The 16,845-nt window shown below is 32.7% G+C and carries 14 protein-coding genes; 11 read left to right on the top strand and 3 right to left on the bottom strand.

What is annotated here, in order from left to right; genetic code table 11:
• The first annotated feature begins 36 nt into the window (after positions 1-36).
• The 8 genes from PBV87_RS11025 (at position 37) to PBV87_RS10990 (ending at position 10,370) form a co-directional block, all read left to right on the top strand.
• The gene (locus PBV87_RS11025) at positions 37-1,773 is read left to right on the top strand and encodes an ABC transporter ATP-binding protein (RefSeq protein ID WP_271012308.1); all 1,737 of its coding nucleotides are present in this window, start codon (positions 37-39) and stop codon (positions 1,771-1,773) included.
• Positions 1,763-3,676 carry an ABC transporter ATP-binding protein gene (locus PBV87_RS11020; protein ID WP_053984643.1) on the top strand — a complete coding sequence of 638 codons (1,914 nt, stop codon included), beginning with the start codon at positions 1,763-1,765 and terminating at the stop codon, positions 3,674-3,676. Before PBV87_RS11025 ends, PBV87_RS11020 begins: the two co-directional genes overlap by 11 nt.
• A gap of 186 nt (positions 3,677-3,862) precedes the next feature.
• Complete coding sequence (locus tag PBV87_RS11015) at positions 3,863-4,723, top strand: cation diffusion facilitator family transporter (RefSeq protein WP_271012307.1); 861 nt, start codon at positions 3,863-3,865, stop codon at positions 4,721-4,723.
• 24 nt (positions 4,724-4,747) lie between these two features.
• Positions 4,748-5,449, top strand: coding sequence for an ABC transporter ATP-binding protein (locus PBV87_RS11010; RefSeq protein WP_271012306.1), 702 nt, complete (start codon positions 4,748-4,750; stop codon positions 5,447-5,449).
• A gap of 101 nt (positions 5,450-5,550) precedes the next feature.
• Positions 5,551-7,824 (top strand): ABC transporter permease, encoded by a 2,274-nt coding sequence (locus PBV87_RS11005; protein ID WP_271012305.1) that lies wholly within the window; start codon positions 5,551-5,553, stop codon positions 7,822-7,824.
• A gap of 36 nt (positions 7,825-7,860) precedes the next feature.
• Positions 7,861-9,003: an HlyD family secretion protein gene (locus PBV87_RS11000; RefSeq protein WP_271012304.1), complete on the top strand. Its 1,143-nt coding sequence runs from the start codon at positions 7,861-7,863 to the stop codon at positions 9,001-9,003.
• A gap of 85 nt (positions 9,004-9,088) precedes the next feature.
• Positions 9,089-9,259 carry a hypothetical protein gene (locus PBV87_RS10995; RefSeq protein ID WP_154668822.1) on the top strand — a complete coding sequence of 57 codons (171 nt, stop codon included), beginning with the start codon at positions 9,089-9,091 and terminating at the stop codon, positions 9,257-9,259.
• A gap of 289 nt (positions 9,260-9,548) precedes the next feature.
• On the top strand, positions 9,549-10,370 hold the full coding sequence (locus PBV87_RS10990) for a metallophosphoesterase (protein ID WP_271012303.1): 822 nt from the start codon (positions 9,549-9,551) through the stop codon (positions 10,368-10,370).
• 2 nt (positions 10,371-10,372) lie between these two features.
• On the opposite strand, the gene PBV87_RS10985 is transcribed toward PBV87_RS10990, so the two are convergent.
• From PBV87_RS10985 to pdxR, 3 genes are all read right to left on the bottom strand, one after another.
• Positions 10,373-10,705 carry a winged helix-turn-helix transcriptional regulator gene (locus tag PBV87_RS10985; RefSeq protein ID WP_053984637.1) on the bottom strand — a complete coding sequence of 111 codons (333 nt, stop codon included), beginning with the start codon at positions 10,703-10,705 and terminating at the stop codon, positions 10,373-10,375.
• Positions 10,706-10,792: 87 nt separating this feature from the next.
• On the bottom strand, positions 10,793-11,095 hold the full coding sequence (locus tag PBV87_RS10980; protein WP_053984636.1) for a hypothetical protein: 303 nt from the start codon (positions 11,093-11,095) through the stop codon (positions 10,793-10,795).
• Between the two features lie 92 nt (positions 11,096-11,187).
• Positions 11,188-12,594, bottom strand: a complete 1,407-nt coding sequence (gene pdxR, locus PBV87_RS10975; protein ID WP_271012302.1) for a MocR-like pyridoxine biosynthesis transcription factor PdxR — start codon at positions 12,592-12,594, stop codon at positions 11,188-11,190.
• Between the two features lie 161 nt (positions 12,595-12,755).
• On the opposite strand from pdxR, the gene PBV87_RS10970 reads away from it, so the two are divergent.
• The 3 genes from PBV87_RS10970 to PBV87_RS10960 all read left to right on the top strand — a co-directional run bounded on the left by PBV87_RS10970 (position 12,756) and on the right by PBV87_RS10960 (position 16,836).
• A complete protein-coding gene (locus tag PBV87_RS10970) occupies positions 12,756-13,577 on the top strand; it encodes a pyridoxamine kinase (protein ID WP_271012301.1) in 822 nt (273 codons plus the stop codon).
• Between the two features lie 21 nt (positions 13,578-13,598).
• Positions 13,599-14,402, top strand: a complete 804-nt coding sequence (locus tag PBV87_RS10965; protein ID WP_271012300.1) for an ECF transporter S component — start codon at positions 13,599-13,601, stop codon at positions 14,400-14,402.
• A gap of 172 nt (positions 14,403-14,574) precedes the next feature.
• The gene (locus PBV87_RS10960) at positions 14,575-16,836 is read left to right on the top strand and encodes a helix-turn-helix domain-containing protein (RefSeq protein ID WP_271012299.1); all 2,262 of its coding nucleotides are present in this window, start codon (positions 14,575-14,577) and stop codon (positions 16,834-16,836) included.
• The last annotated feature ends 9 nt before the right edge of the window (positions 16,837-16,845 follow it).

Genomic DNA, 16,845 nt, shown 5'->3' with positions numbered 1-16,845 from the left:
TTGATTAACTTATAAAACATAAAAGGAGGCATAAACATGATTAAGCAATTGCTAAAGTGTGTAGGAGAATACAAAAAAGATTCTTTGCTTGCACCATTTTTCATTATTTTTGAAGTTATAATGGAGGTTATTATACCTTTACTTATGGCAAATATGATTGACTTTGGGATTAATCAAGGTGCTATGAATGTTATTTTGAAATATGGTCTAGCCCTTGTTTTTTCTACACTTATTTCATTACTTTTTGGTGTGTTATCAGGACATTTTGCAGCCTGTGCTTCAGCTGGGTTTGCAAAAAATGTAAGAAAAAAAATGTACCATCGTATACAGGATTTTTCATTTTATAATATTGATAAATTCTCTACAGCAAGTCTGGTAACACGTTTAACAACAGACGTAACCAATGTACAAAATGCCTATCAAATGATTATTAGGGTAGCAGTACGCGGCCCTATTATGCTAATCTTTTCATTATTTATGGCATTTAGCATTAATCCAACTTTATCTCTTATATTCTTAGGAGCCATTCCATTCTTAGGATTTGGTTTATATTTAATTATCCGTAATGCGCATCCAATCTTTGAAAGAGTATTTAAAACATATGATAAGCTAAACAATGTTGTACAAGAAAATTTAAGGGGTATCCGTGTTGTTAAAGCTTTTGTAAGAGAAAACGAAGAAATACATAAGTTTGATAAGGTATCAGAAAGTATTTATAAAGACTTTACAAAAGCTGAGAGAATCCTTGCATTTAATAGCCCACTAATGCAATTTACAATGTATACAAGTCTATTACTTATATCTTGGTTCGGGGCAAAAATGATCGTAGGATCATCTATGACAACAGGACAATTAGTCAGTCTTACAGCTTATACCTCACAAATTTTGATGAGCTTAATGATGCTTTCTATGGTATTGGTTATGATTACATTATCACGTGCATCAGCAGAACGTATTGTAGAAGTTATTGAAGAAGAAAGTGATATTAAAAACTGTCCTTCTCCAAAAACTGAGGTAAAGAATGGAGAAATCATCTTTGAAAATGTAGGATTTAGTTATGCAAAGGATAAAGACCATCTCTGTCTTAAAAATGTAAATTTACATATCAAAAGTGGTCAGACTATAGGCGTTATAGGTGGAACAGGAAGTTCTAAAACAAGTCTGATTCAACTTATTCCAAGATTATATGATGTAACGCTAGGATCTGTACGTGTAGGTGGTATAGATGTTAGAGAATATGATATGAAAGTACTAAGAGACGAAGTAGCGATGGTACTTCAAAAGAACGTCTTATTCTCAGGTACGATTAAAGAGAATTTAAGATGGGGAAATAAAGAAGCAACTGATGAAGAAATGATACGTGTATGTAAGTTAGCACAAGCTCATGATTTTATTGAAAGCTTTCCAAATGGGTATGAAACTTATATTGAGCAAGGTGGAAATAACGTATCAGGAGGGCAAAAACAACGTCTTTGTATAGCACGTGCTTTACTTAAAAAACCAAAAATAATTATTTTAGATGATTCAACAAGTGCAGTAGATACAAAAACAGATGCTTTAATCCGTAAAGCTTTTAAAGAAGAGATTCCAGATACAACAAAGATTATTATTGCTCAGCGTGTAGCTTCTATTAGTGAAGCAGATCAAATTATTGTTCTAGATGAGGGACATATTGATGCGGTTGGTACACATGATGAGTTATTAAAAACAAATGAAATTTATCAGCAAGTTTATTACTCACAAGTAAAGGGGGAAAATAAAGATGAAGCCTAATAATGCAAGAGATATAAAAGGAAGTCCTCCTCCATTTCCAGGAAAACCTAAAGCAAATAAAAAGACTATTAAAAGGTTACTAGGTTATGTATCAGGTTCTCATAAGTTAGAACTAGCTGTTATTATTGTCTGTATTTTAGTTAGTGCTTTTGCAGGTGTTGCAGGATCTGTATTTATAGGGACTTTAATTGATGATTACATTACACCACTTGTAGGTATAGCAAATCCATCCTTTATGCCGCTGTTTAGAATGATTATGATTATGGCAGTTGTTTATATAGTAGGTGTATTCTCTACATGGTTTTATAATTTCTTAATGGTAGGGATTGCACAAGGTGTGCTTAAGAAAATTCGTGATGAACTTTTTGCACATATGCAAAGGTTACCAATTAAATATTTTGATACTCATTCTAATGGAGATATCATGAGCCGTTATACCAATGATACAGATACATTAAGACAAATGATTGCACAAAGTTTACCACAACTTTTTTCTTCTGTTGTAAGTATTGTATTTGTATTTGTAGCGATGGTTACAACAAGCATTTATCTTACAATTATTGTTATTTTATCACTTATCCTTATGCTTTATTGTACAGGTAAGATTGCAGGGAAAAGTGGACATTATTTCTTAAAACAACAAGAGTCTATTGGTAAAACAAATGGATTTATTGAAGAAATGATCGAAGGGCAAAAAGTTGTAAAAGTTTTTTGTCATGAGGAAGAAGCAAAAATAGATTTTGATAAACTTAATGATGAGCTTTGTGAGAATGCTACGCAGGCTAATAGATTTGCTAATATATTAATGCCTATTATGGGGAATATGGGACATTTACAATATGTATTACTAGCTATTGTAGGTGGAGCCTTTGCTGTAACAGGATTTGGTGGAGTGACACTTGGAGCTATTGCAAGTTTCCTTCAACTTAGCAAATCCTTTACTATGCCTATTAGCCAAGTATCACAACAACTAAACTCTGTAATTATGGCATTAGCAGGGGCAGAGCGTATTTTTGACTTAATGGATGAAACAGTTGAAGAAGACCAAGGATACGTTACACTTGTAAATGCAAAAGAAGAAGATGGTGAGCTTAGAGAATGCAAAGAAAGAACAGGTATCTGGGCTTGGAAACATCCTCATGAAGATGGAACAGTAACCTATACACAAGTAATGGGAGATGTACGATTCTTTGATGTAGATTTTGGCTACAATGAAGAAAAGATTGTATTACACAATGTAACTCTTTATGCTAAACCAGGTCAAAAAATTGCCTTTGTAGGTGCAACAGGAGCGGGGAAAACAACAATCACTAACTTAATCAATCGTTTTTATGATCTTGCAGATGGAAAAATTCGTTACGATGGTATCAATATTAATAAGATTAAAAAGGATGATTTAAGGAGATCACTCGGAATTGTTCTACAAGATACACATTTATTTACTGGCACAGTGCTTGAGAATATCCGTTATGGGAAGCTAGATGCAACGGATGAAGAAATCTATGCAGCAGCAAAACGTGCCAATGCACATGCCTTTATTTCCATGTTACCACAAGGATATCATACTGTTTTAGAAGGAGATGGATCAGGCCTTTCACAAGGACAAAGACAGTTACTTGCTATTGCAAGAGCTGCTGTAGCGGATCCACCAGTTATGATTTTGGATGAAGCAACTTCTAGTATTGATACACGTACAGAAGCTATTGTTCAAAAAGGTATGGATGCCTTAATGCACGGTAGAACCGTATTTGTTATTGCCCATCGTCTCTCTACTGTTCAAAATGCAGATAGTATTATGGTACTTGAGCAAGGTCATATTATTGAACGTGGGACACATGAAGAACTGATTGAACAACGTGGTAAGTATTATCAGCTTTATACAGGTGCTTTTGAACTTAGCTAAGAGAAATACATTTCTTTAAAAAGAATAGAGCTATTGCATAAATGTAATAGCTCTATTCTTTTTAAGTTATAATTTCAATTGAGAATGATAGTTGTATCTGTTTTGTCTAAAAATGTTTACAAATAAAAGAATTAAACATATAATCTAATAAAATATTTATTTTCTATTGAGAATGGAGTGGCAATAATGAATGTTTATGAAGAAGCAAAAAAAGTTTCGATTGTAACGATTATACTTAATGTTGTACTAGGAGTATTTAAAGTGATTGCTGGGGTATTAGGTCATAGTACAGCTATGATTGCAGATGGTATGCATACTGCATCAGATGTTGTAACAACTGTTATGGTGATTATAGGAGTGAAAGTTTCTAATAAGGGAGCAGATGACAAGCATCCTTATGGGCATGAACGATTTGAACCTGTATTTGGGAAATTAATTAGTTTATTTTTAGCTTTTACTGGTGTTATGATTGGATATGAAGGGATTATGGCTCTTGTTAAAGGTGAATTTACAAAACCAGCACCTATTGCACTTGTGGCAGCAGTTGCATCTATTATAGTAAAAGAAGGCATGTATTGGTATACATTACGTACAGCTAAAAAAATTAAGAGTGTATCTATGGAGGCAGATGCATGGCATCATCGTACAGATGCATTTTCTTCAATAGGAACATTTATTGGAATTTTAGGTGCATCCCTTGGATGGACATTTTTAGATCCATTAACAGCTGTCATAGTAAGCATATTTATTATCAAAGTAGGAATAGACTTATTTATGCAGGCAACTAATCAATTAGTAGATGAGGCCGCACCAGAGAGCGTTATTCAAAAAATTGAAGAACTTACTTATTCCATACAAGGTGTAAAAGGGATTCATGATCTTAAAACACGAGTAGCTGGAAATAAAATTTATGCAGACTTAGAGATTTTGGTAGAAAAAAAAGCAAGTGTTGAAGAGGGACATCATATTGCAACACGAGTACATGACTTATTAGAAAAGGATATAGAAGAATTGAAACATTGTATGGTACACGTAGAGCCTTACTAGAAATCTAGATAAAAGGGTGATGATATGGGGATTGTATTACGACAGGTATCAAAGGTTTATAAAACAGGAGAAGTAGAGACAAGTGCACTTAAAGATATCGACTTGACTATTAAAGAAGGGGAAGTGCTTATTGTCTTAGGACCAAGTGGAAGTGGTAAGAGTACACTACTTAATGTAATGAGTGGGCTAGATACACCAAGTGCTGGGGAAATGTACTACAATGATTTAGCTATACATAAGTTAGATCAAAGAGGACTAACTAAATTTAGAAGAAAATACTTAGGGTTTATTTTTCAGCAATATAATTTACTTCAGAACTTAAGTGTAAAAGAAAATATAGAAATGGGGGCAGCATTAAGCGATCATCCATTATCTATTGATGAAGTAATGGATGCGGTAGGTTTAACAGATAAGGCAAAAAAATATCCTTCTCAACTTTCAGGTGGAGAGCAACAAAGGGTTGCTATTGCGCGTAGTGTTGTGAAGAATCCAGCAGTACTCTTTTGTGACGAACCTACAGGAGCATTGGATGAAAAGACAGCTTGCCAAGTATTAGAGCTACTTGAAAAAATGAATGATTTATACCATACGACTATCGTTATTATTACGCATAATCCGAGTATTGCCTTAATGGGAGATCGAGTCATCAAAATGAATTCAGGGATTATTCACACTGTTTATGAAAACGTGGATAAGAAAAGAGTGGGTGAGATTAAGTGGGGATAAAATATTTATGCCTTAATACCCTCAGAACCTTTTGGAAAAAGAAGACTCAACTACTGTGTATAGGGATTATTATTATGTTGAGTTCTTTGCTCTATACAATGATGTATTATACGATGGATAGCATGACTTTAGGAATAGAAAAGTTAGCAAAAGTTTGTAATCAGGAAGATTTCTCTGTGGAAGTAATCAATGCTGTTTTGCCAAGTGAGCTGGGGCAGATCCCTAAAGAACATCAATTAGAGTATGCTTCCTATAAGTTAACAGACCTAAAGCGTATAGATTATAAATGCTATGAAGGCATATTAAAGACTAGGATTAAAGCGTTTAATAAAGTATATCCAGATTATAATTTAGAGGTTAGATCGTACAAGGACATAGATTTTGTTCATGATAGAGCGAGTCATACTATTCGCGTTTTTAAAGATGGGCGAGACATTAATAAAACTTACTTAGTAAGTGGGCGTATGCCCCATACAGCTAATGAAATAGTCGTAAATCAAATTTATGGTGAGAAGAATGGCATGCAATTTGGAGACACACTTACCCTTGGTGGAAAACCGTATACATTGACTGGATATGTATTATTTTCCGATATGAATCTTCCAATGTTAGGAAATGATTTTATCATTGATAATAGTAAAATTACTATAGGTACGCTCAAGGATAGTGTCTACCATAACTTAAAAGGTGAAGAATATTTTTATTTAGCTGGAAAAGCGACAAAGCAAGGCAAAATGGAAAACTTCAAGCAAGAAGTTGAAGATGATTATAAGTCTCATGATACCTTAGGGTTTATTACAAGTATTGTAGCAACTGAAAATCAAATGCGTAGTGGTGCAATATACGAAGAACTTAGAACAGGTAAGGCAGCAACCCTTGGAATAAGCATTATTATTGCAGGGATTGCCGTTATGATAGTAGGTATTTTGGTATCTAAGATTCTTAGAAGTGAAAAGACACAAATAGGTGTATTGAAAGCATTAGGATATGAACCATGGGAGATTGCCATACCTTATATATTACTCCTCTTAGTAATTGGTGTACCTATGCTTGTTATAGGGTATATGACGGGACTATATGCTGCAGATCCTATGAAAGATTTTTATTTAGAATTTTATTTGCTTCTTAATGAGGCGATTACAACTAACAGCTATGTTTTTATAACAGCAGTATTAGTGCCATTAGCTTTTATTTTGGGGCTATCTTTCTTTATGATTTGGCGGATGCTCAGTAAAGAAACAATCAAATTGCTTAAAGTTGGGGAAAATGAAAAGATAACTAAACTTGGAAAGATGATAGGAAAGATTCTTTCACGTACAAAAGCTGAAACAAAATTTAAGTATACTTTTATCTTTAAAAATACAGGTAAGTTTATTGTATTTTTCTGGGGAATTACATTTTCGTCTATGTTGATTTTACTAGGATTTATGATGAGCGGTATGTTTGATAAGATGACCGTTGAATATTATCAAAATGTAGGTTATCAATATGAAGGTTATTTAGATTACTCCAAGCCTAAACCTAAAGTAAAGGCAGGGCAAGAAAAGTTTTTGACAGCAAGTAATATTTTCTATGAAGATGAACCTATTACTGCAAAAGGATTAGAATCAGACAATCAATTACATAAACTAGTAGATAAAAAAGGACAGGAGATTACCCACTTATTAGACGAAGGCTTTATTGTGAATCAAAGCTTTGCAATTTCATATGGCATTAAAAAAGGGGATCAGCTTGTACTTAAGATAGAGGATAGAGTGTATCAGCATGAAGTAGTAGGGATTGCTACAACTTATGGAGAAAACACAGTGTATTGTGAGATAGAAGATTTAAGTTTAGTCTTATCAAAAAATAAATCCAAGAAACTTTATACAGGTATTTATAGTGAAGAATCGCTAGATGAAAAAATGTTTATGACTGTAGTCAGCAAAGGAACGTTAATGGAACAAACAGAGCTTATGCAAGGATTTATTAAATTAGCTATGTATGCTATGTTTGGTTCAGCAATTATGATGTCAGCTTTAATTTTATACGTACTGACAACTTTGACTGTTGAAGATAACTATTACAATATCTCATTATTAAAAGTAATGGGCTACAATCAAAGAGAAGTTAACCGTATGATTTTAAATAGTTATTTGATTTATGCGATTATAACTTATGCTATTAGTATCCCAATAACGTGGTTGCTTGTAAAAGTAATGGTGATTTATTTTAGTAGTGCTTTTGATTTTGTAATGCCATTAGAACTAGAAGGATGGCACATTATTGTAGGGTTTGGAATTATTCTTATCATATTCTTAATGGGGACATATGCAGCTAAACGTCATATTGACAAAGTATCACTTCAAGAAGTACTTAAGGCTTATAGAGAATAAAGTAAGGTGATTACTAAATAGTAAGGGGGTAAGGCTATGGGATGTAAGAAGGTTAAACTGGGTATTGGAATAGTGACATTATGCTTAGGGAGTATGATGTTTGCAGGATGTGAGAAGGCAGAAACACCAGTAGAAGATGTCATTGTACCTGAAACAAAGATAGAAATTGAAGGCGTAGTAGCTGTAGAAGACAAGATGGAGTTTAATATAGAGTTTCCAGCGACGATTACCAATGTACATGTAAAAGATGGTGAAAAAGTAAAAGTAGGGGATATACTTGCTACTTTAGATTTAGAAGATTACAAGAATCAAATTGCACAAAAGGAAAATGAAATAAAACTTTATGAGATAGAGTTGCAAGAGCTAGGTGAAGTTCTTTATCCTCAAAATGCCTATATTACACAAATCTCAAATAATATTAAAGAGAAACAAGCACAGTTAGAACAAGGAACAGACCAAGATGTTAAGAAGCTAGAAAACAATTTAGAGATTGCAAAACAAAACTATGATAAAGGCCTAAAGGATTACAATACATTAGAAGAATTATTAGAAGTTCAAGCTGTTTCACAAGAAGAGGTGACAAAGGCTAAACTAGCTCTTCAAGAGGCGAGTAAACAGATAGAAAATCTAGAACTAAGTATAGAACAAACGAAGCAAAGTAAAAAATTAGAGATTGAAAGTCTAAAGGCAGAGTTAGGAAATTTAACGACCCAAGTGAATAATGGAAAGAAGCAAAGTGCAACAGGTACAGATAAACTTCGGATTCAAATGGAAACTGCGACTTTGCAATTAGAAAGTATGAAAAGTAAATTAGATAGGGAATATCTTCAAGAGAATCAGATTATTGCTCCTGGTGATGGGTTGATTATCTATAATATTAATTGTCAAAAGGGAAGTAAGGTAGAGACAATTATTGGATCGTTAATGGAAGGGTTAGATGAGAAGAGCCTTGTTATAGAAGCTAATCTACCGGAAGAATATAATGGAGACTTGCAACTGGAAGATACAGTAGAGGTATTACCCTATACGGATCAAGGGACAACTTTAAAAGGAACAGTCGTAAGAAAGGCTGAACATGCTACAGAAAGCTATGGTGAAACAGTAATTAAAACCATTATTAAAGTAGAGGATAAGGAAGGATTACTAACTATTGGAGGAAATGTAGATATTCAATTTTAAAATATAAGATTTTTTATTTTGTAAGCACAAAATGGTAATAAATGTAATATATTATAATTGTAGATGCTTACAAGGAGTGAAAAACATGAAAAATTGTATGTTAGATAGTTCTAATCTTCAATGGATTATTCTTATCGTAGTTGCCTCTTTATTTATCTTAAATTGTGCAGGTGAAGAAAAGGCAGAAGATATTTCAAGTATCCTCATCGTAGCTGGATTTATTTTAGCATTCTTATCAAAAGATAGAATTTGCTAAGAATGTATTTAATTTGAGATATAACTTTTAGTTAATAACTTATAAATAGAAAGGAGCTGTTGCATAGAAAAATGTAACAGCTCCTTAATGCTTGTGGACTTTTTAAAAATGGGTAGATTTTATATGAGGTATGAGAGCATATACATATTGGCAATAATGCTATCAATGAGTATGAAATTGATATAATATATAAGAAGATTATTGATAGAAGTAATGGAAGTACAAAGGAAGGAAAGAACTTGTGAAGCATATTATTAAAAGTCTAATAAAAATAGTGGGTGTGAGTATAATGATTATTTTAGTGATTATAATTGCATTGTGGATAGATATACGCTATATAGAACCTAATATTCTTATAGAGAAAAAATTAGAAATAGGTAAAGGGAATATGGGAGAAAAACTAAAGATTGTACACTTTACAGATACACACTTAGGACCTAGTTATACCCTTGAAGAACTTAAAAAATTAGTAGAAAAGACTAATAAACAAAATCCAGACCTTGTAGTATTTACAGGTGACTTGATGGATCATCCAGGCCAATATCCTTACAAGGAAGAAATTGGAAAGGTACTTTCAGGTATTCAGAGTACATATGGTAAATATGCAGTATGGGGCAATCATGACCATGGAGGAGCAGGGGTAAGGTACTACGAAGATATTATGGAAGCAGCAGGTTTTACATTACTACAAAATGAAAGTAAAGCGGTTTATACGGAGGCAGGTCATAAAATTAATGTGATTGGGATAGATGATGCATTGCTTGGAAAAGTAGATATACAAGGGGCGTGCAAAGGTATAAAGGAAGAGGCATATAATATATTTTTAATGCATGAACCAGACTTGGTAGAACGTGTAAGTGCCAATAACTATGATTTAGTATTAGCAGGGCATAGCCATGGTGGACAAATACAAATTCCATTTATAGGGCCTATTTATACACCAGGGCTTGCTGAAATTTATACTCATGGTTTATATGAATTAGAAGATGAGAAGTATTTGTATGTGAATAGTGGTGTAGGTACGACTAAAATGGAAATACGATTTTGGAACCCACCTCAAATAGCTGTACTGAATATAAAGTTACCAACTGTTTCAGAGGATATCCAATAAAATTAATGACCACAAGGAAGATGCTGATTGCTCCAGGCCATCATATTTGCCATAATAGGAAGTAATTTTATACCAGCTTCACTTAAATAATAAGTAGACTCTACGGAGTTATTACTAACCTTTTTATCATTTATAACAATACCTTGGTCAATTAAAACATCCAGTTGTTGGATTAACATTTTTTTTGTACAGCCATCTATAGCTCTTTGAAGTTCTCCAAAGCGCATTTTATTATCTTGTAATTTCCAGATAATAATAGCAATCCATTTTTTGCCTAATATATTAGAGAGTGCTTCTACGGGACAACTGTAGATTATTTCATCTATATTATACATCTATATTATACCTCCTTGATAGATCTTAATTTTAAAAGCGTAGATTACTCTACGCTTTTTTGTCTATAGTATTTGTCTATTTTTAGTTTAATAATATAACTTCTTTTTGTCTATATAACAATAATAAATTTTTTCATCTGTTTCTATACTTAAAGAATCCTCTAAAAGAATAACTTCATTAATATTTTTATCTTCAACTTCGCAGACTGTATAACCATTAGAATCTCCAAAGCTTAAGCAAGATTTATCAACTTTTGGTTCATATCTAAATTTTATTTTAGCACTACTAATTTCAACGTCATAATTATCATGCTTGTGTTTAATAATTACATCAGTATATTCTTTGCTAGTAATAATTTCTTTAATTTTATAAGTAAGTTTATTTGTCATATTTATCACCTTAGAGTTTTAAGTTTATTCTAAAGTAAGTATAATTTTGTGCGTATGATGAGGCAATTAGGTACTTTTTTGTAACCACTAGACTAATAAGAGTAGCCTTTAATGACTTCTTCTAATATAGCTATACCTTCTACAATTTCTTTTGCATCACAAGGTGCAAAACTTAAACGTATAAAACTATCTCTTTGCTTGTGTGTATTAGGATAAAAAATTGTACTTGGTAAGATAAGAAGGCCTTTATCCAAACAAAGTTCATAGAGTTTGTAAGCGGAAATATTCTTGGAGAGCTTGAGCCAGAAGCAAAGCCCGCCATTAGGTTCAGTATAAGTAATATTATAAACTTTTAATTTATTAAGCTGGCTAAGCATAAGTTCATACTTACTAGTGTAGATGGCTTTCATATAGCTTAAGTGTTCTTCCCATTTATTGGTTCTAAAGAATAAATCAAGGCTACGATGAATGAGACCAGAAGCAGCAATATCCGTCATTTGTTTTGTTCTGGTAAAATGATCTAAAAGATTATCAGGGATAACTAGAAATCCTATACGTAATCCAGGCATAAGAAGTTTAGAAAAACTTTTAATATAGATAACACAATTAAATGTATCTAAGGATTTTAAACTATAGGTAGATTTATCTTTGTAGCTCAGTTCAGACATAGAATCATCTTCGACTAAGTAGAAATCATACTTTTGGGCCAGCTGTAGGAGTGCCTTAAGGGTTTGTTGGGTATAACATAGAGTAGTAGGATTTTGAAACTTAGTCATCACATAAACAAGTTTAGGTTTACAGATATTAATACGCTTTTCAAGTGCAATAAGATCAATGCCTTCTGAAGTAAGTTCTACAGGTACAATGCGTGCACCACGAGATTTAAATGCATCGGTAGCACCGTTATAAGTAGGTGTTTCCGTAATAACATAATCACCAGCATTTAAGCAACTTTTGGAGATAATATCAATTCCTTGTTGAGCACCTGATACAATTTGGATAGATTCAGGCGTTGTAAGGATATGATGTTCTTTTTGCAAGTATTCAACGAGAACTTCACGAAGGGGCATAAAACCATTAGTTTCTTGATAGCCAAAAGCAAAGCCTTTATCGCGGTCAAGAACTTGATTGAGACAAGCTTTAAAAGAATCTGTGGGAAAGATACCCGGGTGAGGAGATGCACTAGAGAAGTTAATAGAAGCTTTTGCAGCTTTTGGGTTAGGGGTAGTCATTAAACTAATTTCTGATGTATTAGGTTTTGAAACATAGAAGCCACTGCCCTTTTTGGAGATCACATAACCCGAAGACTCTAGTTGCTTATAAGCATTAATTACCGTTACATTATTAACTTGTAAAGTTTTTGCCAGTGTTCGAATAGCTGGGAGACGATAGTTAGTAGGGAGTTGTTCACTTAGTATAGCTTGTTTAATTTGGTTAAAAAGTTGTAAATATAGGGGCTCATTACTTGTATTATCTAATTGTATGGATACAAAATTCATTTTCTATCCTCCTGTTGTGAGAAAATATTGACTAGAGATTAAAATGTATGGCAGAATATTGCCATACATAAGGCTAAAGTGTTTCGATACAATTTAATATGCTTTTATTATAAAGAAGAATAGTTTTGCTGTAAAGCAAAGAAGAAAATAAGGAGGGCAAAGTGAGAAAAATACCACGTGTTGCGGCGATACAAGATTTATCATGTTTTGGAAGATGTTCATTAAGTGTCATTATTCCCATATTATCAAAAATGGGCGTTCAAGTTTGTCCTGTACCAACAGCAGTATTTAGTACACATACTGGAGGGTTTGGTACACCGAAGATGACAGATTTAACTGGAATGATGCATGGTTTAACAGAGCATTGGAAAGAAGTAGGCGTAGAACTAGACTGTATTTATAGCGGATTTTTAAGTAATGCTATACAAATTGAAGAAGTATTGTACTTTTTTGAGAACTTTAAAGGAGAAGATACGCTTATAGTTGTAGATCCAGTTATGGGAGATTACGGCAAGCTATATAAAACTTATAATGAGATGATGCAACAAAAGATGAAGCATTTGGTTGAAAAAGCAGATGTTATTACACCAAATTGGACAGAAGCTTCTTTCTTACTACATAGACCATATAACATGGAGCCTATTAATAAGGAGGAGATCAAAAGTATGATGAAAGCACTTGCAAAGCTAGGACCAAAACAAATTGTACTTAAAGGTGTACCTTATGAAAATGGGCAGAAAGTAAATGTGATTTATGATAAGCAAACAGAGTTGTTTGGAATGATTCCTTATGAGGAAGTACCACAGAACTACCCAGGAACTGGGGACTGTTTTACAAGTAAGTTAATAGGTGCTTTATTACAAGGTGAAACATTATTAGAGGCAACTAAGCAAGCAACATCCTTTGTAACGTTAGGGGTAAAGGCAACGTATGAAGCAGGTACAGATACAAGGGAAGGGATCTTGTTAGAAAATTTATTATAAAGAATTTAGGAGGGATTTAATATGGAGAACAAAAAAAAGGGGTTAACTTTACAATCAATGGTTTTAATAGGGCTATTTAGTGCAATTTGTTATATTGCACTTATGCTATTTAAAATACCAATACCATCACCAGTTGGTAAACCATTTATTCACTTTGGGAATATGTTTGTAATCCTTGCAGCACTACTATTTAGTGGAACAATTGGAGGTCTATCTGGCTCTATTGGAATGGGACTTTTTGATTTACTCAATGGATGGGCAACAAGTGCTCCAAAAACGATTATCTTAAAGTTTGGTATAGGATTTGTAACAGGCCTAGTAGCATCAAAAGGTCATAAAGAAGATGCAAAATCTCCACTTGTAGGCATTATGATAGCGGCAGCTTTCTTTATTATTATTGGACTTGGTTTATGTATTACATCTCTTGTATATGGATATGAAGTTAATATTCCTTTTCTTCAACAAGCAGCTGAAACTACAGAAGGGCTAAAAACAACTCTTGTTGTTATTCCTGTGTTATATATCTTTTCACTTGTTTTAGGAATTGGTCTTGCGGTAACTTGCTTCTTTATTAAAAAAGTATCTATTAAAGTACAATATGCAATCTTGGGTGCAGTGTGTGGTATTGGATTTAACTTAGTAGGAGAATTTTTATTTGCTGTTATTTCACTTCTTATTGTAGGAAGTGGTTTTATGCCAGCAGTAATGAGCGCTTTAATAAGTTTACCATCTACAGTTATTAATGGTACATTCTCTATTGTTATAGCAGTACTTTTATATATTCCACTTTCAAAAGTAGTGGCAAAATCAAATTTTAAATTTTAACTTAAAATAGATCCTAAGGGATCTATTTTTTTGTAATTAAAATACTAAATTGTATATAAAAATAAAATAAAATATATACAAAAAATATAAGAGTTGATAAAATTATGATAAGGTTATGGTGAGATTGTTATAAGGCAAAAAATAAAGAAAGACTTATTCTAAGGGGATCAAAATGCGCAAAACACAGTTCAAAAAATTACCTTTAAAAAAGGTATACTATTTTGTTTTTGCTTTTTTTATTGTACTACCTATTTTAATTATATTTATTGCTGCACTTAATTGGCTTAATTGGGAGTTTAGAGAACAAGCTATTCATAATATTGAGCAAGCTCAAGAGACTATAAGAACAGAGTTAATGGCAGATATTAATGCTATGTCTATGAAGTTGTCACATCTTATTTATACAAATGATAATGAGGTTATTAATTACGTATCTAAAATGGACACATTAGATCAAGTGGAACGCTATCACTATGAACAAAAGCTAAATCAAGCCAGTAGCTTAGCGCTAGAGCCAACAAAAAACATTATTTCTTTAGGATTTCATATGAAGAATGGAAAAAATATTTATGTTAAAAATCCTATTAAACGAACAGATATAGAGTTGAAGGAGACAGAGTGGTATAAAGAGGCTTTAGAAAATCCTAATACAGTTCATCTTGGCGCATATGATACAGCTTATATGAATGACTTATTTACAGGTGGAAAAAAAGATTTATTTATACTGGTGTATGCGTTGTCACCTAATGTAGTTATAGATAGGTCACAAAAGATTGAAATGATAACTATGTATCAGTCTGTTTCAGCAGGGGAGCGTATTAGACAGTATAACAATCAATATTTAGAAGGACAAAATAAGCTGGGTGTAACGCTTATTAGAGATCAGAATGGAGAGATTATTTTTTCTACTATAGAGGGGGATACTTATAAAGAAGATCAAAAAAATGTTCTTTGTATTACCTCTCCTATATTTTATAATAATACAACTTGGTACATAGAAAGTTATATACAGACCTCTCATCTTATGGGAGACTATTGGGAAAAAGCCTTTATTATATTAGGGGTAGCTATTATTATCTTAGCGTTAGTTGGATATTGTCTAAGCTATTTTTTGAAAAGTATTGTACGACCAATAGAAGAGATGAGTACTGCTTTAAAAACAGTGGAAGAAGGAAACTTAGATATTCATATTTTACCAAGTGGACAACATGAATTAAGGACTATGATTCATTCTTTTAATGCCATGGTAAGAAGACTGAAAGCGCTAATTGATGAATATGAAGATAAAATTAGAAATACTGAGAAGACCCCACAAGATTATTTTGAGCTATTACTTAAAGAAGAAATAAGTGTTGCAGAAGCTAAGAGCAAATGCAAAGAGTTATTTAGTGATCGTTTTATTATAATTGGACTTTGGTTAGAGGGGGCTCATCATCAAGAAAATGAGAGTGATAGTAGGGAAAAGCTCATATGTCATTTTCAAAAGAACCCTAGATTTTCATCTAGATGCTTAGTATATGCTCAAACACCATCCTTTTTCTTAGTCTTTTATAGTGTTAGAGAAGAGGGGGACAAAGGGAATATTAAGCAAATGTTAGGAGAATTGCAGCATTCTTCTATGAAGCAATTTAACATTCAAATAACAGCATGTGTAGGAGCGCTACAAGCAGAAAGTACGCAATTTGAAGAGGCCGTAGATGTTATAAAAAAACAAATGTGCCTAAGATATTTAAAAGGAAATCAAGGTATTATTGATTTAGAAGAGGATAAAGAGCAACTAGAAGAAATTTTGGAGTTATCTAAGAATTATTTACAGCTAGCTAACGCCTTATATATAGCTGATGAAAAGAATATGGTAGAGGAAAGAGAAAAACTTTTTGAGCAATTTGCTAAGAAAGATGAAACACATGCAATAAACCATGTACTGGCAGCTGTTTTAGCTATTGGTATGCAGTCTAGTATACACCATTTTAGTTTTATAGATATCTTTGGTCAAAGATATGATTATATAGAGAAACTTAAGAGAATAGAAGATATAAGGCAACTTAAACTTTGGGTAACTAATTATTTTGAATGGATTATGGACTATTCAGCGAGCAAATTAAATATTTCCGAAACAGATATTATTATTAAAGCAAAAAGATATATGATTGATCATTTTGATGATAGTGAGCTATGTTTAGCTAAAGTTGCTGAATATGTTGGATTAAATGAAAAATACTTTGCAAATCGTTTCTCTAAAGAAGCAGGAGAGACATTTTTGACTTACTTAACAGGTATAAGGATGCAAAAATCAAAAGAAATGCTTAGGACAACCCAATTTAAAGTGTATGAGATTGCAGAGATGGTAGGGTACCACAATGTAGAACATTTTAATAGGGTATTTAAAAAAATCAATGATATAACGCCTGCACAATACAGAAAGACTATGTAAAACATAGTC

Origin of the sequence: Holtiella tumoricola, from assembly GCF_027857615.1 — a bacterium.
Taxonomy (GTDB): Bacteria; Bacillota; Clostridia; order Lachnospirales; family Cellulosilyticaceae; genus Holtiella; species Holtiella tumoricola.
The sequence above is the reverse complement of the archived record's forward strand: the minus strand, read 5'-3'. Positions and strand labels throughout refer to the sequence as shown.